20 protein-coding genes are annotated in these 20,876 nt (G+C 40.7%); 11 read left to right on the top strand and 9 right to left on the bottom strand.

Going from position 1 to position 20,876, the window contains the following annotated elements; all coding sequences use genetic code 11:
• A complete protein-coding gene (dinB, locus tag JWG41_RS10290; protein WP_205269834.1) occupies nucleotides 1–1,080 on the bottom strand; it encodes a DNA polymerase IV in 1,080 nt (359 codons plus the stop codon).
• A 75-nt stretch (nucleotides 1,081–1,155) separates the two neighbouring features.
• Here dinB and JWG41_RS10285 point away from each other — a divergent pair, with 75 nt between their 5' ends.
• Together JWG41_RS10285 and JWG41_RS10280 are read left to right on the top strand one after the other, a co-directional pair.
• Nucleotides 1,156–2,289 (top strand): PP2C family protein-serine/threonine phosphatase, encoded by a 1,134-nt coding sequence (locus JWG41_RS10285; RefSeq protein ID WP_205269833.1) that lies wholly within the window; start codon nucleotides 1,156–1,158, stop codon nucleotides 2,287–2,289.
• Entirely contained in the window at nucleotides 2,286–4,286 is a 2,001-nt protein-coding gene (locus JWG41_RS10280) for a PAS domain-containing sensor histidine kinase (RefSeq protein WP_205269832.1), read from the top strand. The genes JWG41_RS10285 and JWG41_RS10280 overlap by 4 nt, the downstream gene beginning before the upstream one ends.
• Here the strand turns inward: JWG41_RS10280 and JWG41_RS10275 are convergent.
• A complete protein-coding gene (locus tag JWG41_RS10275; RefSeq protein ID WP_205269831.1) occupies nucleotides 4,270–4,665 on the bottom strand; it encodes an ExbD/TolR family protein in 396 nt (131 codons plus the stop codon). The two genes, JWG41_RS10280 and JWG41_RS10275, sit on opposite strands and share 17 nt — an antisense overlap.
• On the bottom strand, nucleotides 4,652–5,125 hold the full coding sequence (locus tag JWG41_RS10270; protein WP_205269830.1) for a MotA/TolQ/ExbB proton channel family protein: 474 nt from the start codon (nucleotides 5,123–5,125) through the stop codon (nucleotides 4,652–4,654). The genes JWG41_RS10275 and JWG41_RS10270 overlap by 14 nt, the downstream gene beginning before the upstream one ends.
• A 16-nt stretch (nucleotides 5,126–5,141) precedes the next feature.
• On the opposite strand from JWG41_RS10270, the gene JWG41_RS10265 reads away from it, so the two are divergent.
• The 4 genes from JWG41_RS10265 to JWG41_RS10250 all read left to right on the top strand — a co-directional run bounded on the left by JWG41_RS10265 (nucleotide 5,142) and on the right by JWG41_RS10250 (nucleotide 9,687).
• A complete protein-coding gene (locus tag JWG41_RS10265; RefSeq protein ID WP_205269915.1) occupies nucleotides 5,142–5,867 on the top strand; it encodes a ubiquinone/menaquinone biosynthesis methyltransferase in 726 nt (241 codons plus the stop codon).
• Nucleotides 5,868–6,046: 179 nt separating this feature from the next.
• Entirely contained in the window at nucleotides 6,047–7,909 is a 1,863-nt protein-coding gene (locus JWG41_RS10260; RefSeq protein WP_205269829.1) for an LruC domain-containing protein, read from the top strand.
• A 63-nt stretch (nucleotides 7,910–7,972) separates the two neighbouring features.
• The gene (locus JWG41_RS10255) at nucleotides 7,973–9,127 is read left to right on the top strand and encodes an AMP-binding protein (RefSeq protein WP_205269828.1); all 1,155 of its coding nucleotides are present in this window, start codon (nucleotides 7,973–7,975) and stop codon (nucleotides 9,125–9,127) included.
• Between the two features lie 65 nt (nucleotides 9,128–9,192).
• A complete protein-coding gene (locus JWG41_RS10250) occupies nucleotides 9,193–9,687 on the top strand; it encodes a YiiD C-terminal domain-containing protein (protein ID WP_205269914.1) in 495 nt (164 codons plus the stop codon).
• A 4-nt stretch (nucleotides 9,688–9,691) separates the two neighbouring features.
• Here JWG41_RS10250 and JWG41_RS10245 read toward each other — a convergent pair whose 3' ends face one another.
• From JWG41_RS10245 to JWG41_RS10225, 5 genes are all read right to left on the bottom strand, one after another.
• Nucleotides 9,692–11,677, bottom strand: a complete 1,986-nt coding sequence (locus JWG41_RS10245) for a hypothetical protein (RefSeq protein ID WP_205269827.1) — start codon at nucleotides 11,675–11,677, stop codon at nucleotides 9,692–9,694.
• 205 nt (nucleotides 11,678–11,882) lie between these two features.
• On the bottom strand, nucleotides 11,883–12,347 hold the full coding sequence (locus JWG41_RS10240; RefSeq protein ID WP_205269826.1) for a TraR/DksA family transcriptional regulator: 465 nt from the start codon (nucleotides 12,345–12,347) through the stop codon (nucleotides 11,883–11,885).
• An 8-nt stretch (nucleotides 12,348–12,355) separates the two neighbouring features.
• The gene (gene rpmG, locus JWG41_RS10235; RefSeq protein ID WP_081431684.1) at nucleotides 12,356–12,517 is read right to left on the bottom strand and encodes a 50S ribosomal protein L33; all 162 of its coding nucleotides are present in this window, start codon (nucleotides 12,515–12,517) and stop codon (nucleotides 12,356–12,358) included.
• Between the two features lie 34 nt (nucleotides 12,518–12,551).
• Nucleotides 12,552–13,496 (bottom strand): bile acid:sodium symporter family protein, encoded by a 945-nt coding sequence (locus JWG41_RS10230; protein ID WP_205269825.1) that lies wholly within the window; start codon nucleotides 13,494–13,496, stop codon nucleotides 12,552–12,554.
• A gap of 19 nt (nucleotides 13,497–13,515) precedes the next feature.
• Nucleotides 13,516–14,718, bottom strand: a complete 1,203-nt coding sequence (locus JWG41_RS10225) for an aminotransferase class V-fold PLP-dependent enzyme (RefSeq protein WP_205269824.1) — start codon at nucleotides 14,716–14,718, stop codon at nucleotides 13,516–13,518.
• 55 nt (nucleotides 14,719–14,773) lie between these two features.
• Between JWG41_RS10225 and alr the strand changes: the two genes are divergently transcribed.
• Both alr and JWG41_RS10215 read left to right on the top strand, forming a co-directional pair.
• The gene (gene alr, locus JWG41_RS10220; RefSeq protein ID WP_205269823.1) at nucleotides 14,774–15,904 is read left to right on the top strand and encodes an alanine racemase; all 1,131 of its coding nucleotides are present in this window, start codon (nucleotides 14,774–14,776) and stop codon (nucleotides 15,902–15,904) included.
• Nucleotides 15,905–15,912: 8 nt separating this feature from the next.
• The gene (locus JWG41_RS10215) at nucleotides 15,913–16,806 is read left to right on the top strand and encodes an alpha/beta fold hydrolase (RefSeq protein ID WP_205269822.1); all 894 of its coding nucleotides are present in this window, start codon (nucleotides 15,913–15,915) and stop codon (nucleotides 16,804–16,806) included.
• Here the strand turns inward: JWG41_RS10215 and JWG41_RS10210 are convergent.
• Nucleotides 16,803–17,612, bottom strand: coding sequence for a carbon-nitrogen hydrolase family protein (locus JWG41_RS10210; RefSeq protein ID WP_205269821.1), 810 nt, complete (start codon nucleotides 17,610–17,612; stop codon nucleotides 16,803–16,805). The genes JWG41_RS10215 and JWG41_RS10210 overlap by 4 nt on opposite strands.
• Nucleotides 17,613–17,632: 20 nt before the next feature.
• Between JWG41_RS10210 and argB the strand changes: the two genes are divergently transcribed.
• The 3 genes from argB to JWG41_RS10195 are packed head-to-tail and all read left to right on the top strand — an operon-like array spanning nucleotide 17,633 to nucleotide 20,872.
• The gene (gene argB / locus JWG41_RS10205) at nucleotides 17,633–18,511 is read left to right on the top strand and encodes an acetylglutamate kinase (protein ID WP_205269820.1); all 879 of its coding nucleotides are present in this window, start codon (nucleotides 17,633–17,635) and stop codon (nucleotides 18,509–18,511) included.
• A gap of 6 nt (nucleotides 18,512–18,517) precedes the next feature.
• Nucleotides 18,518–20,266, top strand: coding sequence for a SpoIIE family protein phosphatase (locus JWG41_RS10200; RefSeq protein WP_205269819.1), 1,749 nt, complete (start codon nucleotides 18,518–18,520; stop codon nucleotides 20,264–20,266).
• Between the two features lie 15 nt (nucleotides 20,267–20,281).
• A complete protein-coding gene (locus tag JWG41_RS10195; RefSeq protein WP_135578035.1) occupies nucleotides 20,282–20,872 on the top strand; it encodes a hypothetical protein in 591 nt (196 codons plus the stop codon).
• Nucleotides 20,873–20,876 lie beyond the last annotated feature (4 nt).

The following is a 20,876-nucleotide window of genomic DNA, read 5'->3' as shown; positions in this document are numbered from 1 at the left end:
TTAACCGAAGAGTGAAGGTTGGTCCTGATTTGTAGTAGTATCTGAAGAAAAGTTGGTAACAGAAATCCCCAAAAGTCGGATTTTCCTTAATGGATCGATATTTTCCTTCCAGACAGTTGCCAACAAATTCGAGGATTGTTGGAAAAGGCTGTCTGCCAAGTAGAAAACAGAATCGGAGGAGATAGATTTTTGTTTCACTGTAAAATCTTCAAATTTGATTTTTAAGGTAAGAGTTTTTCCTTGTTTGTTTTTACGCCCCATCCTCTCTTCTAATTCTTTGGACAAGGACTCTAGTGTGAATAATAAATAGGAAAAGTCTTCGGAGTCATGACTAAAGGTAGTTTCCACTCCAATGGATTTGGGATCGCGGAAAGGGATCACTTCTCTATCATCAAGTCCCCGAGCCATTCGGTAAAAAACCCCACCCATCTTACCAAATTCTTGGACTAAAAACGACTCTTCCGCTTTTCGTAATTCTGATCCTTTTGTATACCCTAGTTGCGAGAGTTTTTCATATGTTTTTTTTCCGATTCCATGAAAACTATATAAAGGGATCTCATCTAAAAATTTTTCTTCTTCACCTGGAAGAACCACATAAAGACCGTTAGGTTTGTTTTTCTCAGAAGCCATTTTTGCTAAAAATTTATTCTGAGCTACACCGGCCGAACAAGTAAGCTCAGTGCGTTCAAAAATTTTTTTTCTAATTTCTTTGGCGATTGTACTGGCAAGAGGGATTGTTAATTTATTGATTGTGACATCTAAATAAGCCTCATCCAAAGACAGAGGTTCCACTAAATCTGTGTATTCCAAAAAGATGGAACGAATTTCTTTAGAGATGGATTTATACACTTCAAACCGAGGTGGAGTGAAGATGGCTTCCGGGCAAAGTTTATAAGCCTGAAAACAAGGGATGGCGGACCGAACCCCAAATTTCCTAGCTTCATAACTTGCGGCACATACCACTCCTCTAGAATGCGGAGATCCACCAACCACCACTGGTTTTCCACGCATTTCCGGGAAGTCTCTTTGTTCCACTGATGCATAAAACGCGTCCATATCGATGTGGATGATCTTTTTCATTTATCTATCTTATAGAATCAAACCAAACTAAAAATCTCTTGCCAAATGTTTTTTGCATCCAATCCTTCATGAATTGTGCAGACAAAACAAGCAGCAAAGATTTTGGTTGTCGATGATAACGAAACCAATATTGAAATCATTACTCATATTTTACTAAACCAAGGATATGAAGTGGCAGTTGCCTATGATGGGGAATATGCCTTAGAACTTGCAGAAGTTTTAGATTTTGACCTAATTTTACTCGATATTTTGTTACCAGGACTCAGTGGGCTCGAGGTCGCCAAACGACTGCTTGCCATGGAGAGATCCAAAAACACACCCATCCTTTTTTTATCTGCCTTAAACGAAACCACTGATATTGTAAAAGGTTTGGAAACAGGAGCGGTCGATTACATCACAAAACCTTTCCAGGAAACAGAAATTCTCGCACGGATTCGAACCCATATTAAAATCAAAACTTTAGAAAAAGAACGAATCGATCTTTTACAAGCCATCCAAAAAGATTTGGAACTGGCAAAATCCAACCAAGAGAATTTAGTAACATTTCAGTTCCCGCCTTCTCCTCTTTATCAAATTTATACTTCTTACAAACCGATGGATTTAGTAGGTGGAGATCTCATCACCTATGATCTGTTACCTTCTGGAGATTTGGATATTTTATTTGGTGATGTGACAGGCCATGGGATCGCTGCAGCCATGGTTTCCCTTATGGCAATCATCACTTTCAAAACCATGGATAAATCTTTTTTAGCGCCAAGTGAAAGTTTGTATTGGATTCATAACACTCTCACCCCCCTGATCAGCACTCACTTCATCAGTGCCATCTACTTACGATACAAAGCTGAAGAAAATCTTTTGTCCTATTCGATGGCAGGTCACCATAGTATGTTTTTGATTCGGGATCAAAAAATCATCAAACTCGGAACCAAAGGATTTTGTCTCATGATGTTTCCAGACCAACTCAATGCAGACAACGAAGATATCTTTTTGAATTCAGGGGACAGGTTGTTTCTTTTTTCTGACGGAATGTTTGAGGTTCCAAATGATAAAGAAGAATATTTAGGAGACCATAAATTTACGGAACTCATTGAAAGCAGGCTTCACCTTCCTTCCAAAGAATTTCTCGAATCTGTCCAGGATGAAGTCCTGAAGTATTCTGGTGGCAAAGTCGCCGATGATATGACCATGTTATTATTAGAAATCAAATGATAGATACATTCGTTACAATTCTAATCGGATTCGGATTATTATTTGTGGTGTATTACTATTATAATGCCTTTAGAAAGGAAAAAAAACTAAGACTCATTCTTTTTCGAAAAAACTTGGCCAACTCGGAAGAAGTTGAACGCACCATTCGCGAAAAAGAAAAACAATACCAAGACATCTACGATACCGCAAACTCCATCATCATCCGTTGGAGCCCTGATTTTAGAATCCATTCCATAAACCCCTATGCTGAAGAATTTTTTCAAATGAACAAAGATTTAGCGGAGGGAAAAGATGTGGTCTTGGATTTATTCCAAATCCCTATTGAAAAATCCAATGAAGTGAAATCCCAACTATGGAATATCTTCCATAGACCCGAACAAAACATCCGCCAAGAGTATGATGTTTTTATTGGAGAAAGTGACAAACGAACCGTCACTTGGTCCAACCGAATTCTAAAAAACGAATTTGGATATCCTTACGAAGTATTATCTATCGGAAACGATATCACCAACAGAAAAATTGCCGAAGAAAATTTAATGAAATCCTATGAAAGGATTTTGGATCTTTATAACAATGCACCTTGCGGTTACCATTCTCTCGACAAAGACAACACCATAGTTTCTATCAATGATACCGAACTAGATTGGTTAGGTTATGCAAGGGAAGAAATAGTTGGAAACTTTACATTTAACGACTTAATGACAGAAAGTAGTCAGGATAAATACAGACTGATTGTCAACTCTTTCCCAAACGAAAACTTAACCGGGGTCGAGTTGGAATTTGTTAGAAAAGACAAATCAACTTTTTTTGTGAGTTTGAATTCTACATCTACTTTCGATAAAGATGGGAACTTCATTATCAGTAAGTCCACAGTTTTTGATATCACCGATAGAAAGATCGCAGAAGATAAGTTAAACGACTATTCTCAAAAAATCCAGTTACAAAACAAACGATTACAAAAAGCAGTGGAAGCTGCCATCAAAGCCAATCGCTCCAAATCTGTTTTCTTTTCCAAAATCACACATGAACTGAGAACCCCACTCCATGCAGTGATTGGATTTTCTCAAATCTTAGAAAAAGATCCCAACCTTCCCAATCATTTAAAAGGATATGTAAACTCTCTCTATGAAAATGGAGTCCATCTACTTGGAATGATCAATGACATTCTAGATCTATCCAAAATTGAAGCGGGGAAGATGACAGAAACTAGGGAGAAATTTTCTCTAGTCCAACTTTGGGATACTTTATTTTCTATGTTTTCCTATCGTTTTTCTGAGAAGTCGATTAGTTTCGAATTGATTGGTGCCGAAAAAATTGAGTCTTCTTTCTACGAAGCCGATCTACAAAAAATTCGCCAAATCCTTGTTAATTTACTTGGAAATACATTAAAATTCACAAACCAAGGGTCTGCGAGTTTAGAAATCAAAATTCAAAGTAATCCGGATCAGTCTTTTGATTCAGTTCGATTCATTGTGAAAGACACTGGAATCGGAATTCCAAATGACCAATTACATTCTATATTTGAGGCATTCCAACAAACGGAACAAGGTAGTTCCTATAAAGAAGGCACAGGGCTTGGGCTTTCCATTTGCCAGCAGTTAGTTGAATTTTTAGGAGGTACGATCCATGTAAGGAGTACCATTGGAGAGGGTTCCGAATTCTCATTTGAAATTCCTCTCACACGATTAGAACTAGTTCCAGAGGAAATCAAACAAAAATCAAAAATTGGTCCTATTCATACAAACGAAATTGCACAAGTGGCAAAACTGGAAGAATCCGAAGAAGAATTTGTTCTTAGTTTTTTGAATACATCAGATCCAGAACTAAAACGACAAATTTTACAATTGATTCGAATCCAAAACTTTGGCCAACTGACTGGAGTTTTAAATGCAATTCAAACTGATGATAAAGGAAAAAAAATATTAGAACAAAAAGTTCAAAACAAAAGATACAAGTTTTTAATTGATCTATTGCAAACCTCTAATCCTTCAGAGTGACGATGTCGATTTTTTGATAGCCCTTTGATTTTAATAAATCGGTCACCAAAACAAAAGACTCAAATACCGCTCGTTTATCCACTTCCAAAACAATTCTAGATTTTCCATCTTCGTTTTTAGGAACAAGAACTGTTAGAGAACCTTTTTCTGTTTCTTTCCCATCAAAATAAATAGTTCCTAAATGATTGATTTGGATTTTGAACTTAGGTGATTCTTCACCAATCGAATCGGTTTGGGTTTTAGGAAGGTCTAGTTGTAAAGTAGAAGTGGTTTCTGTAAATCGAACGGCTAACATCAAAAAGATTAATAGAATGAAAAGTACATCAATCAAACTACTAATATCAATGATGGAATTTGAATTCGATTTACGGAGTTTCATCAGTTTTAGAAAAGTCCTTTACCAAAAGCTCCGATATATATCGAATTTTGTTTTCTGAAAATCTATGAAAGTATAAGGAAGGGATAGCAACAAGAAGTCCAACAATGGTTGTATTCAACGCATCTTTAATTCCTCCGGCAAGTACTTCCAAACTCACTTTCCCTTGGGCTTCCATAGCGCCAAAAGCGGAGTTAATTCCAATCACTGTCCCAAGAAGACCGAGAAGCATAGAAAGAGAAGCGATGGTGGGCAACCATTGGATGGTTCTTTCCAAAGGAGAAAAAAACAATTCCAACTCAGCCTCTGTGGGTTCTTTCGGAAATAAGTCCAACCGGAGATTTCGATCCTCTAATTTACGAAGTCCTAGAACCAATCGAAAGAAAAAATAAAAGGAAGTGAGTGAAAAACAAAAAAGAAGGATAAAAATCAAAATTGCGGGAATTGAAAATGTCCAATTCATGGATGTATCGACCTCTATGAACCAATACCAACTGCCATCCCAAGAAAAGAAACCGGAATATGTAAGAACTAATTTTGATGGAATCGCCAAGGCCTATGACAGGTTTAACGACTGGAATAGTTTTTTCCTACATCGCATTTGGAAGGATTGGGTAGTCAGAGAAGCCAAAAAGGCAGTTCCTTCCGCAAAATCGGCACTCGATCTCTGTTGTGGGACAGGAGACATCACCCTGCGGCTCTGGAAGGAGCCAAATCTCGAACAAATTGTGGGTTTGGATTTTTCCGAAAAGATGTTGGCCTTTGCCATCCACAAAGTTCCGAGAGACAATCGGGCTCGGCTGATTGTCGGAGATGCTATGGATCTCAGCCAATTTCCCACTGCAAGTTTTGATATCGTAACTATGGGGTTTGGACTGAGGAATGTTTCGGATTTAAAGAAATGTCTTTTGGAAATCAAACGAGTGTTAAAGAAAGGTGGGGTGTTTGTGAATTTGGATGTGGGACGAGTGAGACCCAAATTCTTGAAATTCTTTGCCGACTTTTATTTTTTCAAAATCGTTCCTATATTCGGATATTTGCTCTATGGAAGGGAAAATGAGATGTTCGATTATCTCCCCCATTCCTCCAAAACCTATCCTGACCAAGAGACTTTGGCCAAAATACTCGAAGAACTCGGATTCCAAGAAGTAAGGTTCCAAAATTTTGTTTTTGGAAATGCTGTGGCCCATGTGGCAAAAAACTAGACTTTAAAAGAGAGAAAGGGTATTTTTGGCTGATTTTGGGGAAGTTTTGTTCACTTTTTTTGATCTCTGTTCGTACTTCCCCCCAAGAATCCAATGGATTTCCCTAAATTTTTGGAAATCACCGTTGATTTTTTTAGCATTTTGTCGTTCAATTCCCTATACAGGTAGGACATCTTAACATGAAACGATGGATCATTCTTCTAGCGATACCCTTCTTAATATTGGACTGTTCCAATAAAAAGAAAGGTGCTTTACTTCTCCCATTTTTGGGCCTTGGTGATGGAACCACTCAAACGGCTCCTGAGACTGCCAATACTGGCGGTGGCACATTCACAGTCGTAGGACTCGAAACCACAGACCCAGGCCAAATCACGGCTCCCGTAGAAACAACTACACCCACTCCTACAGATGGTGGTTCCAATACCGGTGGCGGACAAACGACAACGCCAACACCTGAAGAAGTTGCGGCACCTACACCTTCGCCGTCAGAACCAAGCAACCCTGAGCCAGTAGTGACAACACCCACAACTCCTGCTCCAGTGGTAACGGCTCCCACGCCAGCACCTACTACGGTCGTTAATGAAACTACAACTGTAATCGTAGACCAAACCAATGGTGGTAATTTTAATTTTGAAACCAATATCACAGTTCCTGTAACCGTTGTTGTAGAAAACGAATCAGGCCCAGTTGCCAACGCACCGGTAACAGTCACAGAAACTACCACTACAGGGGAGCCCAATGTGGTAGGAGTGGGAACTACAGATTCCAATGGATCGGTTACCATTCCCATTAGTGTTCCACCAACTGTCACAACAGTAGAGATCAGTGTGATCGGTGTGAATCCAACCACTGGTGAAGTGGTAGAACTTACAGGAACAGCTCCAATACAACAACCAGCTAACGGTGGTAATGGATCCTCGACAGACACAGTCGTTGTTGCTCCCGTAGTCAATGTAGACACAACCAATTTCCAACCAGTGAACGGCTGTGTGCAAGCGGTTGATTCTGATTGTGATGGAATTGCGAACATTTACGATGAATTCCCAGAAGATCCAAGCCTTGCAACCACTGCACGTTCTGGTCGTTACACAATCGCTTTCGAAGACATGTATCCTTCTGCAGGAGACGCGGACTTAAATGACCACTCGACTGTGTTTAGCACAGAGATGGATAAAACACCAGCAAACAAAGTAAAGACGATTCGAGGAACTTATACCCATGTAGCAAAAGGTGCAGGATATAACCATGAACTCAGACTTTCTTTGAATGTTCCAACGAATGCAAAAGTGCAAGTGAGTTATTTAGATGGTAGTGGTAAACCATGGGCTGGTTGTGCCTCTGCATCAAAATACACTGCTAACGCAACAGGCGACTGTACTGGTGGAACTTTAACTTCAGCACAACTCAAACGAGGTGTTCTTCTTCTTCCAAGTTCTGACAAAACCTTATTCGGAAGTAAAAATGCTCCTGCCGCAGGAACTACATTTACTATCAATAACTTTGTTCGTGGTGTGACTGCACAAGTAACCATTACTTTCGATGAACCTGTAGATTTGAATGTAACAAAGAACCTAGTCGGTGGACATTTGAACTACTTCCTTGCTTTCAACCAAAAGACAGATGGAGTGTTTAGACAAATCTATCGCCCTGGTTTTTTCACAGATAGCAAAGGTAAAGATGCCTTTATCGACAAAACTGGTTTTCCTTGGGCCATCATTGTTCCAGGAATCTTCAACCACCCAACAGAAGGTGCGGATATTCGTAAACCGTCTACTTCGGGTTATATTTTCTTCAACTCTTGGATGAACTCCAACGGTGTGGCTCATAAAGATTGGTATCTACATGTAGACCAAATCCCTGCTCCAAACCGTCCGTCCTATGTAGTGCGGGTCAGTGACTTTTATGCTGACAATGGTTTTTCAGCCTACTTAATCAAAGCAGTTCGTAACAACGCTTTGGAAGTTTCGGCAAGTTTGATTGTGATTGGAGCTGCCCTTGGGTTCCTCATGAAAAAACGTTTGGAAAAACAACAAGCCGCTTAAGAGAGATCCCTACCCTTAAAAGAAATCCTTCCTCCAATCCATGGGGGGAGGATTTTTTGTTTTATGGCCTCTATCCTCCGATTTGCCGATGCGGATTATTTCCTTTCTGGAAACTTTGAACTCGATTTAGAATCGAACCACCCCATCCTCGTCGATCCTTTATGGCGCGGAACCGTTCTCGAAAATCACCTCCACAACTTCCCCCTCCCCGTTTTAAATTCTCCTCGTTCTTTTTGTCTTGTGACTTCTGGATCCACAGGAATTCCCAAAATGGTTTGGAAGGAGTGGACAGAAATCGAAACGGAAATTGAATATTGGTCCAAAGAACCGGAAATCCAATCCCTGTATCAAAATGCAAAATCCGAAGCAGTGTATGTCTCTGTCCCTCTCTGCCATTTGTACGGTCTCCTTTGGGGGTATTTGATTCCGAAACGTCTGGGTGTTCCGATTCATTGGGGAGCCCCGACCGTTACAGCAAATCTTTGGATTACCTCCTCTCCTCAATTACAAATGGCCTTGGATTCTAAAACCTACTTACCCAAACAAGCAGTGGTTTCTGGAATGAAATTTCCGGTGGCTCTCGCAAGAACTCTCCGAGACCGAGGGGATCTTTCTGTTTTAGAAATCTATGGTTCCACGGAAACCGGAGCCATAGGCTTTCGAGACCCACTCCGACAAAACCGATTCCAAATCCTAAGCAGTGTGGAAACGAAACTCGTTCCCATGGAAGGAACAGAAGAAAGAGAACTAGAAATCAAAAGTCCTTTTTTATCGCATAAATCCTTCTTATTAGAAGATAAAGGATGGAAACAATATACCATTCCACAAAATGAATATTATGCGACAAATGATTTAGGGAACTTATCGGAACGTGGTTGGTACCTTTTGGGACGGAAGGATCGGATCATCAAACACAAAGGAAAACGAGTTTCCCTCGACCGAATCGAATCGGAAATTCTTGGACTTTCCCTACCTGGAGAATTTGTTTCTGTCAGTTTTTCCGATGGATTTGGAGATACCATTGGACTCTTTAGTTCCACAAACCTAAGACCGGATGAAGTTTTAACAAAACTAAGAAGAGAATTGCCAGAAAGCCATATCCCAAAAGTTATCCTGACCAACCGTTCTCTTCCCCGATTGCCCAATGGAAAAATAGACTATCCTACCATCACCAAATTATGTAGTAATGAATACGACAATCCAAAGGAGAAAATCTGATAGGATCACAAAAAGAGATTAGGAAATAGTAGACCAGTCATTCTATGTTTTCAATTCTTGTATTTATGAGACACAGAGATATTCTTCTGGAATACAAAATAAACCCCTTATGGAATTTTTTGGAACAAACTTACGGATTCGAACAAGCCTTCCGTATGTTCAAACCTTACGAGGGTGCCAATATCCTGCCAAAACTTGTGGATCAAAACACAATGGTGGTGACTATGCCACTCATACTATCAAACACGAATTATGTGGGAACACATTTCGGAGGATCCCTCTATTCCATGTGTGATCCCTTTTTTATGTTTTTACTGATGATGAATTTAGGAAAAGATTATATGGTTTGGGACAAAGGAGCAAAAATTGACTTTGTCAAACCGGGAGAAGGTACTGTCACTGCTACCTTTCATATTCCTAATACTGAATTTGAAGATCTAAAAGAACTTTTAAAAAAAGAGAAAAAAACCATTCGAACCTATGAAACCGAAGTGGTCGGCGAAGACGGCAAAACCGTGGCCAAAATCACAAAGGATTTATACATTCGAAGGTTGGTATAAAACTCTAAAACTGAATTCGGTTGTTCCCGTCAAACTGAGACTTGGGCAATCGAAATTCCAATTTAGATCTAGACTTTAAACGAAGATAGGAAGCTCCCTTTGGACATTCTCCAGACCATACATATCCCCATTTGGTTTCGGTGAATAACTCTTGTTTTATGGTCGTTCGGTCAGAATTTAAAAATAGAACTTCTACCACAGGGCTTTTATCTGTAGTTTCTAAAAAGATTCTACCTGACCTAGCTGATCCAAATTCCGAAAGTTTCCATTCCCAAACTTTCCCATGAAATTCATATTCATAGTTAGGTGCTCTTGGAGGGATTGTTGCCGCAGTTTGGTATTCTTTTAATTGGGTCTTTCTATACTCCGATCCAATTCCCAAATCCCAATACCTTCCCGAATAAAAGAGAGCATAATTCAAAGGAAAACCCACAGAAAGGATGAGAAGTAAGGGAGAAAACCAAATCGTTTTCCTGAGTTTATCAAAGGACGGCGAGTATCCCGATCCTTTTTCGCCAAGAAGGATTAGATAAAAACAAAGAAAGGCCCCATCGGAATTTTGGATTTGGACTCCAAAAAAGAATGGGATGATAAGAAGGAGGGTCTGTTTTCCGAGCCCCCTCTCCCACAAAAACACTCCGATAAAAAATAAAAATACAAACGAACCGACAAACCCTAAATCATGCACGAGCCATAAATAAAAGTTAGGTGGAAAATCGATCATACCAATCGAAGTTTTTGTCCCTGTTCTAAAGGGATCGAGAAGAGCCAAGGGGAAAGATCCTATCCCATTCCCGAGCCATAGATTATTTTTAATTCCTTCGATACAAATCGTCAAAAGTTCGGTTCGGGTATGGTCCATTCTTTCCAGGGCCAAAAGCGGTTCTCTCCTCCAAACAGGAAATGCTTCCATAAAACGTTTGGATAAAGCGACAAGGTCCCAATCTTTCTTTAAGAAACTAAGTCCATAAAGGACGAGAAATCCTAAAATCGGGATGAGTAAATACAATACGACCCTTGTGATTCTTTTTTTAGTGATGGAAATAATCCACAAATCAGTCGTTAGATGGATAATTCCAATTGCACTCGTAATGGTCCAAATCACCCAAAAGGCTTTCCCTTGTTTCAATCCGAGCCAAGTCACAAAAAGAAAAGATAGAATGGCAAGGATCAAACTGAATCTTTCTTTGGACTTACGCCAATTGGTGATCAGTTTCGTGATCCAAAGCGAAGAAAGAACAGGTAAAATCCAAGAAGCAGAACCTGAGTCTTGGAGAAGTCCTGTGGTCCGCCCCGCTTTCACACTTTCCAAAGTCCCTTCAGAAAAAAATTCCAAACTCGCAACTGATTGGATACTCATCACAAGTAGATTGATTCCAAGACCTAAAAAGATTCCAAATCGAATCTGCTCCGACAAACTGTCCTTAGACGGTGTCGGCATAGACCTTTCTTCAGAAAACAAATACAACACAACAAAGGACATAGGAACTAAGATCTTAGAAGAAAGGCCCATAGCTTCTCTGGAAGAAAGAGAAGGAAAATACAAATACTCTTGGATTCCAAGCCCTGTGGCCAAACCAAGTCCTTGGTATTGGAAAAGACAAAGCAGGGTCAAAATACAAAGGAAAAGAACAAAACCAAAGTAAGTGGAATACCAGAGCGGAAGGGCAGATTTTCCCGTGGGGTTACGGATCATCCAATCAGTGAGTATTTGTTCGGATTGTTTGGGAAGGGCCGTTTCATTCCTTCCCATAAGGACGAGGATGACCTCTCTTGTCCATATCCCAAGAATCGAACCAAGAAACAAACCTACAAGCTGGTAGGAGCCCACCATCGGCAATCCAGAGAGAAAGGGAAGCCGTAGAAATGTAAAAACGCCGAGGGCAGTGAATATCCTTCCCCATTTCCTTTGGTACATCTGTGGAAAGAACCCAAAGGCAAACTGCAAAAGAAAGGAAGGATAGAAGGAAGGACCGGGAACAGGTTCCACATACCGATGGAGGCTCCAAACGGAGAAAGTACTAAGGAAAATGAAAAGGAGATCAGAAAAAGGTAAGGAACGCAGGCGGCCTAGAAAATTCACGATAGAAAGAGTTTAGAGCCTGGCCTAGTGAATCAATTGTAAATTTAAAGGATTCGGGAGAATTCGCGTGGAGGGAGATCGGGGTTTTTAAAAAAGAATAAAGGGGACTCTCTTAATCTAGAGAATCCACGTCCATTCCGGTTGTAGGATAAGCAGACAAAGAATCCATGCGGTATCCAGCACGGTTACGGCTCTTCGCCATTTGTTCCGCAAATTCTACAGTAAATCTTGTCCACGGAAGCGCCTTGAGCCTTGCGATCGGAATTTTTTTCTTTGTTCCTTCGCAGATTCCATAGGTTCCGTTTTCAATCTTTTCTAACGCAAGTTCGATCTCACGTAGAGTTTCAATTTCGTTTTCAGTCAAAACAGAAGACAAAGCTTCCGAATTGAGTTCGGATGCGATATCCGCAATATCCCCCATTTCCTTCAATCCGGAAGGAGAACTGGTGTCTTCCCACTGATTGAGTTTGATGAGAAGCGACTCTTTTTTCTCTTGGAGGAGCTCACGCACCTCTTCGATGAACTTTTTGTCCACTCCCTTCTCTGCTGATGAAGATTTTGCAGCTGGTTTAGGCATCTTAATCCTTAGACTTTGGATTCCTTGTGATCAGTATGTGATTTGCAAAATTTGCAATATTTTTTAGTCACAAGTTTTTCCGACTTAGTCTTCTTATTTTTAGTCTGGAAGTAATTTGACCGCCCAGGTATCGCACATGGGACACAGGTTAGTTTTATGATTTCTCTCATAATTTATGCCATGACGTACCGACCCCATATATAGTCAATCGACAATAGCGGGTTTTTTCGGCTCCTTTCTGAAATAGGTCGCAAATAAACTTCCCAAGAGCGAATGAGTCAAACTCGATAAAGCACTAGGAATCGCGGTGCTCGGATCTAGGAAATGGGTCTTGGCAAGCACGGCTCCGAGCCCGGAATTTTGCATCCCCACCTCAATCGAAATGGTTTTTGCCGTTTTGGGATTTTTCGTCAGGAACCAACTGAAGATCCCGCCGAGTCCAAACCCACCTAGGTGCAAAAGTACCACCGCAAAAAAGATACGGAAGTCCGATTTTAGGATGGTTTCTTTTCCACTCGCAATGATCGAAGCCACAATCATTGCAATGAGTAAAACAGAGAGAACTGGAAAGACTTCCTGGATCTCTTTTGTGAGTTTGGGAAATAAAGATTTCAAAAAAAGACCGAGGGCAACAGGAACTAAAATCACTTGGAAGGTGGTGATCACAAGACCCAAACGATCAATCTCCAACCGACTGCCAATCAGAAGGGCCACAAGGAAAGGTGTCATGAGAATTCCGAGGATGGTAGAGACCGAAGTTAAGGTCACACTCAAAGGAACATCGGCTTTCGATAGAAAGGTAATGACATTCGAGGCGGTTCCCCCAGGACAACAAGAGACAAGAATGAGTCCCACAGCATAAGCTTCTGGCAATTGGAAAACATAACCCAAAGAATATCCGAGTATGGGCATGATGGTGTATTGTAAAACAGTGCCAATGAGAATGGGTTTTGGTTGTTTTAAGATACGAATGAAATCTTCTGCCTCCAAAGTTAAACCCATCCCAAGCATAATGGCACCCAGACTATAAGTAATCCAAGGGCCTTTGAACCAAATGATCTTTTCCGGATATAAAAATCCAACACCGGAAACAACAAGAAGGACAAGAGGAAACGCATTCACAATGAGTTTCAAAATTTTTGTGACCATATTTTTGTTCGTTCTCTACTTAATTTTGTTTTAAGTATTCTTCTAAGGCATCTTTGACTCGGGCCACATGTTCTTCTTCTATTGCAATATGGGGTGCCATTCGGAGTCTTCCCAAACGAACTGCTGTTATGATTTTCTTTTGTTTTAAGAAGGCTTGGATCCGTTCAGGTTGGAACTTAGAAGGATCTTTGTGACCCGTGATGGCAAGAATTCCTGTTTGCACTGATGGAAACGCATCCGATTCTAAAGTGAATCCTAAATCGTGGAGTACCTTTTTAAAAAGCCCTGCTACTTCGTAGATACGTTCTCTCACCCGTGAAAATCCAAGAGTCGACAACATCCGAAGGGATGCATAAAAATAAATCCAATCATTGAAGTTGATGGTACTTTGTTCAAATTGGTCAGCGGCTGGTTTCCATTCATTTCTATAAGGAAAATAATTGGAATCGTTGACCACACTGGCCTGGCCTTTGAAAATCAGTTTGAATCCTTTGGATTCTTCTTTGGATAAATACACAACCCCAAGTCCCAAAGGACCAAGTAACCACTTCCAAGCAGCAAAGGCACAAAAAGCCACTTTGGTTTTCCCAAAGTCTAGGGCGATATGACCGACAGCTTGGCTTCCATCAATCACAAGTTTAGTGTGATAAGTTTCGCAAAGTTTAGAAACGGCATCTAAGTCAAATGCTACACCGGTGCACCAATGAACAGGCGATAAGCTAAGGATATAGACATCCCCTTTTTTTAATTCCAAACTTAAATTGGAAAGGAAATCTTCTGGTGTTTTTCCCACAGGGATAAAATCCAAACCAACACCTTTCTCTTTCCAATGTTCCCAAGGATAGACATTGCTCGGGTATTCGTTTTCCAAAACGAGAATCCGTTTTCCTTTAGGAATCTGGATGCTATGAGAGTAGAGATTTATCCCCTCACTCGTGTTATGTACGATTCCAATCTCAGAAGGATCACAAACAAGAATTTCTGCGATGTATTCTCTTATGGCAGCCTTGATCGCTGGCTCTGCAAAACTCGGAGCAAAGATTCCAGACCTTGCATATTCCTGAAAGTAGAGATTCATCATCTCGATGGCATAGGTGGAAACAGGTGTGGTGCCACAATAGTTCAACCAGACGGAATCAGATTGTACGGGGAAATACTGGGAGATCCCTTTCCAATTGGCAAAAGGGGGAAATGAAGGAAGTTCGGAGTGATTAGGAAGCATGCAAAAATAGAAATATCTGAAGCGACAGAAGAGAAAAGTAAAAAAAAATGGGACCGTGCTCTCTTCACGAATTTACCTCTCTCGGTCGGCATTTAGTCACAATATCGCCCTCTTTCGCAAACTCATTGGGCCAAAAACCAAATTTACTGCCATCATCAAATCCAATGCCTATGGACATGGACTGCTTGCCGCGGCCTCCATCGCCCTCGATGCCGGTGCTGATTATCTGGGGGTCAATTCACTGGAAGAAGCCTTATCCGTTCGCAGGGTATTTACCAAAGCCACCATCCTCATTATGGGAAGTATCCCAGATCTGAAAGACCGGAAGGAATCCTTAGCAGATGAAAACTTTTGGGTTATGGTCTCTCGTGTCGAAGAAATCGAAATCTTAAGTAAACTTTCCCCCACTCCCAAGATCCATTTGAAAGTGGATACAGGAATGTCTAGACTCGGAATCCCAACGAGTGATGCCGATCTCCTTGCCAAAGAAATTTTTGAAAAGAAACTTCCCCTCTCCGGGATTGCCACTCACTTTGCGAGTACAGAAGATTTTACAGAACATAGTTATTCTATGTTACAACTAGGAAGGTTCCAAGACACGATCGACACATTCGCCAAACACGGGTTTATCGATCTTATTTGTCACTGTGCTTCTTCAGCCTCTGCTATGTTATTTTCAGAAGCGAGAATGGATTTAGTTCGTGTAGGAATTTCTCTTTATGGACTTTGGCCCAGTTTGGAAACCAAACTCTCTCTCTCCCTAATGAAAAAAGATGTAGGGATGTTAAAACCAGCCCTCAGTTGGAAAACACAAATCCAACACATCCAAAACCTAAACCAAGGAACTTTTATTGGTTATGGGTCCACATATAAAACCACTCACGATACGAAATTGGCAGTTGTTCCCGTCGGATACTATGAGGGACTCGACAGAAAACTTTCCAACCATGGTTACATGTTGGTTCGCGGCGAACGTGCTAAAATTTTGGGAAGAATTTGTATGAATATGACCATGCTTGATATCACTCATATTCCCGACGCAAAACTAGGAGACGATGTCGTCATCCTTGGAAAGTCAGGAAACGAAACCATATCAGCAGATGACCATGCGGCTTGGACTGGAACCATCAACTATGAAGTGGTTACAAAAATTCTAAGTTCTTTTCCCCGTATCATTGAAGACTAGAGGACTGTATGTCAGAAAGACAAATTTATAATTGGAAAAATCATAGACTCACTTATGTGAAACATAAATCGCTCAATCCCAAATCCAAAGAGACCATTGTTCTCATTGGTGGTTGGTGTTCGGCGGCAGGGTATTGGGGTCTCAATATTCCTTTTTTCCGCCAACTAGGAGACGTCATCGAACTCGACTTAGTCGGTCATTACCCTGCAGAAATCTTTGATCAAAAAAAAGGTTTAACCCTCCAAGATTTTTTAGAAACACAAGCACAAGGGATTTGGGCTTCTGCGGGAGAAAAGGACATCACACTTGTGGGCCATTCCACTGGTGGGATGGCGGTTCTAGCCATTGCTTCCCTATTCCCACAACGAATCAAACAAGTGATCTCCATTGCCCCTTTTGTCCATGGCCCCATTCCCGGTTTTTTAAAAATCGGTGTGATCGGACTTCGTGCCAACTTAGGTAGTTTTTTTGATTTTGGATTTAAAATTGGGAAATCTCTTCCCAAAGCCTTACAAATTGGATTTTCGTATGGAGTTTATGATTCTGCTGCCTTCCATGCAAGAGAAGACATCAAACAATTCTTAAAAGAATACAACCCACAATTTGAATGTTTGAATCCAAGATACATCCTAATGATCCTTGAGATGTTGGACAGGACCGACATTCGGCCTATAGTCTTTGGAAACCAAGTCCCCACTCTCATTATGCGGGGAGAAGAAGATCCCGTCATTCCAGGAAAAGATGTATTGGAACTAGAAAGAACCACTCCTCACGTAAAAGCAGTTTTGTTTTCCGAATGCGGACACTTTGTACATATGGAAAAACAAAAAGCAGCAGAGAAAGTAATGAAAGATTTCATTCTTATGAAAAAGGCTTCTACCACAAAGAAGACTTTTTTTTAAAACAGGCGATGGTTTAGACTAGGTAATTGATTTCTAATTTCGCTTAATCTTTGTAAGTCGATATCGGCAATGGCAAAACCCTCTTCTTTGTCTATCTCTGCGAGAATTTCTCCCCAAGGAGAAATGATGAGAGAATGGCCAAAGGTTTTACGATTTCCATGCGGGTCGTGAGTTCCCGTTTGTCCGGGTGCGATTACATACATGAAATTTTCAATCGCGCGGGCACGAAGTAATACATGCCAATGGGCTTCCCCAGTAGGAACTGTAAACGCTGCTGGTAAAAAACAAAGTTCTGCTCCCTTCTCAGAAAGAGTTCGAAAGAGTTCTGGAAACCGAATGTCGTAACAAATTGCCGAAGAAATTTTTCCATATTCGGTTTGGATGACATCGGGAACCTTTCCCCCACTTTCAGTGGAATTGGATTCGCTATAATTGAATCCGTCCCCGACAACAGCATTGAAAAGATGAGCTTTATGATAACGAAATACTTCCTCGCCTTCGGGGTTTGTGATGACAGCGGTATTGTAAACCTTTCCCGTAGGTGCCTTTGTGGGAAACCCACCACCCAAAAGAAAAATCCCTAAGTCTTTGGATGTCTCTTTCAGAAAAGCATTTGTTTCCTCTTCGATTTGACCGAGGAGATTTTTTTTCTCGGCCTCCGTTCCCATAAAGGAAAAGTTTTCAGGAAGGCCTATGACTTTGGCACCGGCCCGAGTCGCCTCTTCCACAAGTTGCCTACACTTAGTTAGGTTATTTGAGACTCTTGCTGTACTTGTGACTTGCACTGCGGCGGCTTTAAATTTCATTATCATAAATGAGGACTTTTATGAACCACCATTCTGAAAAAATCAATCATATCTTGGAAGCTCTTCCCTATTTGATAAAATATTCGGGGAAAACCATTGTCATCAAATATGGCGGGGCTGCCATGGTGGAAGAAGAATTAAAAGCGTCTTTTGCTGAAGATATTGTACTTCTCAAGTATTTAGGAATCAATCCTGTCGTGGTTCACGGTGGTGGACCCGAAATTAACGCTCTCATCAAGTCACTAAACCTCAATACCCAGTTCATTCGTGGCCATAGGGTCACCGATGAAGCGACCATGGAAGTGGTGGAGATGGTTCTTACCGGAAAAGTGAATAAACAGATTGTTTCTCTCATCCAAGAAAAGGGTGGAAAACCTGTCGGTCTATCGGGTAAAGATGGGGGCCTCGCTCTCGCAGAAAAGTATCTGATGGAAGTGGAAGGTGAAGACGGCAAGGTTCAAAAAGTGGACTTAGGTCTTGTGGGCGAAATTGCAGAAGTAGATCCCAATATTTTACTCACCTTACAACGTGAAGGTTTTATTCCTATCATCTCTCCTGTTGCTATGTCCAAAGAAGGCCAAACATTAAATATCAATGCCGATACAATGGCAGGTGCGATTGCACAAGCCCTTCATGCTGACAAACTCATACTACTCACAGACACACCAGGAATTCTCATTGATGGCCAATTGGTAACGGGTCTCAAAAAGGCTGATATTCACGGCTATATAAAAAGTGGACAGATCTCTGGTGGCATGATACCAAAAGTAGAGTGTTGTTTGGGAGCTATTGACTCAGGAGTCAAACGAGCCCACATCATTGACGGTCGAGTTCCCCATTCCGTCTTAATTGAAATATTGACGAACCAAGGGATTGGAAGTTTGATCGAACAAGGATAGATTCGGATGCCTACTAAATTACTGACATTAAGTCTGATTTCAGACATTACAAGCCGGATCAATTCCCATGAAGATTTGGATACCTTACTCAGCGAAATTATGGGGATCACCCGTGATGTCCTCCATACAGAAGGTTCCTCACTCCTTCTATATGATAAAGAAAATGATCAGTTAGTTTTTAATACCACTAGCGGTTTAAAAGAAGAATCCCTTGCTCACCTAACAGTTCCTAGAGGAAAAGGGATTGCGGGAATGGTACTCGAAACTCTCAAACCAGAAATTGTAAATGATGCTGCCAATGACCCAAGGATATTCAAAGCCATTGACCAAAAAGTGGGGTATGTCACAAGAAACCTTCTTTGTGTTCCCATGATTGCCCAAGGGGAAGTACAAGGTGTACTCGAAGCCGTAAACTCTCTCGACAACCGCGAATTTAATAATAACGATATCAAAATTCTAAAGTATCTTTCGAACTTAGCTGCCATTGCGGTGAAGAACCGACTTCTCATCGACAACCTCAATTTACGCGCGAACGAACTCAATTGCCTATTCCAAATTTCCCAGGCTCTTGCCAACATCCAAAGTTCCGATGAATTTATGGAACTTGCCGTCAAAACCATTTCGGAAGTTTTGCAAGTAGATAGAGTATGCCTAAATTTCGAAAAAATCGAAAAGAAAGGCCTCCCCAGATCCAAATCCAAAGGTTTTTCCGACCAAATCCAAGATGAAGATGTGGTGGCCCTACTCTTTGCTGACAAAGCGGATTGGATGTATAAGGGATTCAAAATCATAACAGCTAGTTCTCCTCAAGGTATCCAACTCACTACCCACAAAGGATTATTCCAACACAGTATGATCTTATTCCCCATTCTTAAAAATAAAGAATGGCTTGGGTCTCTCGTGGTGTCGGATAAAACATCACGCACTCGTTTCGATGAAATGGACATTCGGATTTTGCGAACCCTCACAAACCAAGTCGGGGAAGCCTATACTGCCTTACAAGTGAAGATACAAAGTGAACGTTTGAAAAACATAGACCGCGATATGCAAGTTGCGGCCATGATCCAAAAACATTCACTCCCCATCATTCCAAAACAATATTCTCTCTTAGAGTTTGATACGTATTACCAAGCATCAAGAGAAATTGGGGGAGACTTCTATGATATGGTGGTCCATGGAAAAGATGAAGTCTCTGTGATCATTGCCGATGTTTCTGGAAAAGGAACTCCCGCAGCCCTCTTTATGGAATTTTCCAAAACGGTTTTACAACAAGAAGTTTCGAAGACTACTTCCACAAGTGAAGCTCTCTTCAATGCCAATCAAATTTTACAAGACAAAACTGGGTTCCTTATGTTTGTCACTGCGATGCTTGTAAGAATCAATATGACCAAAAAAGAATTAACATATTCTTCTGCTGGTCATAATTTACAAATTATCTACCGCAAAAAACATCATAAAATCCAACACCTTTCCGGAAAAGGCCAACCGATGGGAATTGGAAATTGTGAATTCTCCGAACATACGGTGAGTTATTTACCCGGTGATCTTTTGGTACTTTATACAGATGGTGTCACAGAAGCAATGAATATGAAAGAGGAACTCTTCTCAGAAGAAAGATTAGAATCTGTGATTCTCTCTCATATCAATGATCCACCAGAAGTAGTCAGACAGGCAATTTTACAAAAAGTCAGTGAATTTGTGGGAGAAGCAGAACCTCACGATGACCTTTCTCTCTTTATTATTCGTCTAAACTAATAGTAAGGAGTTTTTATGAAACGCATTCTATATGCCATAGCAGTGTTCTTTCGATTGGACAAACTGCACAAAGCCATGTTAGATGCTGTTATCGAAACACGTGTCAAAAACGCGCTACAAACATCTGACAAATTACGAAAAGAACAAGATCGTTTGCGAGAAAAAGAATTTCGCAAACAAATGGAAGATTTACAAAACAATCACAACAGCAGTTTTGAAAATTATAAATTAGAAACAGAAAATCTAATTCGAATTTTTAAAAACCAGATCCTTGTGGAGAAAAAAGAAGTTCTGAAAGAACGCGAAGTGGTGCGTGAAATGCAACGCCAAGCCATGATCCGCGAAAACAGATTCCAACATTACATTTTACGATTCAAAGAAATTCTATTTGTAAACAAGAAGGTAGTGGAATCCATCCAAAGTCTTGTGAAAGTAGAATCCAACATCGAAGATCTGTTGTATGAAATTGATAACTACGATGAAAGTAAGTTCATCAAAAAACCAGAAATGATTTTGGATACAGAGTTTCTAAAAGAACTCCACCAGAAAGAAGAAGAGATCCGGGACAATATCCTCAAGTTCCAAAAAAAAGTAGAAAACAGCTGATCTA

It is taken from the genome of Leptospira chreensis (assembly GCF_016919165.1).
Lineage (GTDB): Bacteria > Spirochaetota > Leptospiria > Leptospirales > Leptospiraceae > Leptospira_A > Leptospira_A chreensis.
This window is presented reverse-complemented; position numbering and strand designations above follow the sequence as displayed.

What these genes read in the sequence shown, in the direction of transcription:
- JWG41_RS10215 (WP_205269822.1), top strand. Translation starts at nt 15,913, where the DNA reads ATGTCAGAAAGACAAATTTATAATTGGAAAAATCATAGACTCACTTAT.
- JWG41_RS10275 (WP_205269831.1), bottom strand. Translation starts at nt 4,665, where the DNA reads ATGAAACTCCGTAAATCGAATTCAAATTCCATCATTGATATTAGTAGT.
- JWG41_RS10210 (WP_205269821.1), bottom strand. Translation starts at nt 17,612, where the DNA reads ATGAAATTTAAAGCCGCCGCAGTGCAAGTCACAAGTACAGCAAGAGTC.
- JWG41_RS10240 (WP_205269826.1), bottom strand. Translation starts at nt 12,347, where the DNA reads ATGCCTAAACCAGCTGCAAAATCTTCATCAGCAGAGAAGGGAGTGGAC.
- JWG41_RS10200 (WP_205269819.1), top strand. Translation starts at nt 18,518, where the DNA reads ATGCCTACTAAATTACTGACATTAAGTCTGATTTCAGACATTACAAGC.
- JWG41_RS10265 (WP_205269915.1), top strand. Translation starts at nt 5,142, where the DNA reads ATGAACCAATACCAACTGCCATCCCAAGAAAAGAAACCGGAATATGTA.
- JWG41_RS10270 (WP_205269830.1), bottom strand. Translation starts at nt 5,125, where the DNA reads ATGAATTGGACATTTTCAATTCCCGCAATTTTGATTTTTATCCTTCTT.
- JWG41_RS10250 (WP_205269914.1), top strand. Translation starts at nt 9,193, where the DNA reads ATGAGACACAGAGATATTCTTCTGGAATACAAAATAAACCCCTTATGG.
- JWG41_RS10255 (WP_205269828.1), top strand. Translation starts at nt 7,973, where the DNA reads ATGGCCTCTATCCTCCGATTTGCCGATGCGGATTATTTCCTTTCTGGA.
- JWG41_RS10225 (WP_205269824.1), bottom strand. Translation starts at nt 14,718, where the DNA reads ATGCTTCCTAATCACTCCGAACTTCCTTCATTTCCCCCTTTTGCCAAT.
- rpmG (WP_081431684.1), bottom strand. Translation starts at nt 12,517, where the DNA reads ATGAGAGAAATCATAAAACTAACCTGTGTCCCATGTGCGATACCTGGG.
- JWG41_RS10280 (WP_205269832.1), top strand. Translation starts at nt 2,286, where the DNA reads ATGATAGATACATTCGTTACAATTCTAATCGGATTCGGATTATTATTT.
- JWG41_RS10230 (WP_205269825.1), bottom strand. Translation starts at nt 13,496, where the DNA reads ATGGTCACAAAAATTTTGAAACTCATTGTGAATGCGTTTCCTCTTGTC.
- JWG41_RS10260 (WP_205269829.1), top strand. Translation starts at nt 6,047, where the DNA reads ATGAAACGATGGATCATTCTTCTAGCGATACCCTTCTTAATATTGGAC.
- argB (WP_205269820.1), top strand. Translation starts at nt 17,633, where the DNA reads ATGAACCACCATTCTGAAAAAATCAATCATATCTTGGAAGCTCTTCCC.
- dinB (WP_205269834.1), bottom strand. Translation starts at nt 1,080, where the DNA reads ATGAAAAAGATCATCCACATCGATATGGACGCGTTTTATGCATCAGTG.
- JWG41_RS10195 (WP_135578035.1), top strand. Translation starts at nt 20,282, where the DNA reads ATGAAACGCATTCTATATGCCATAGCAGTGTTCTTTCGATTGGACAAA.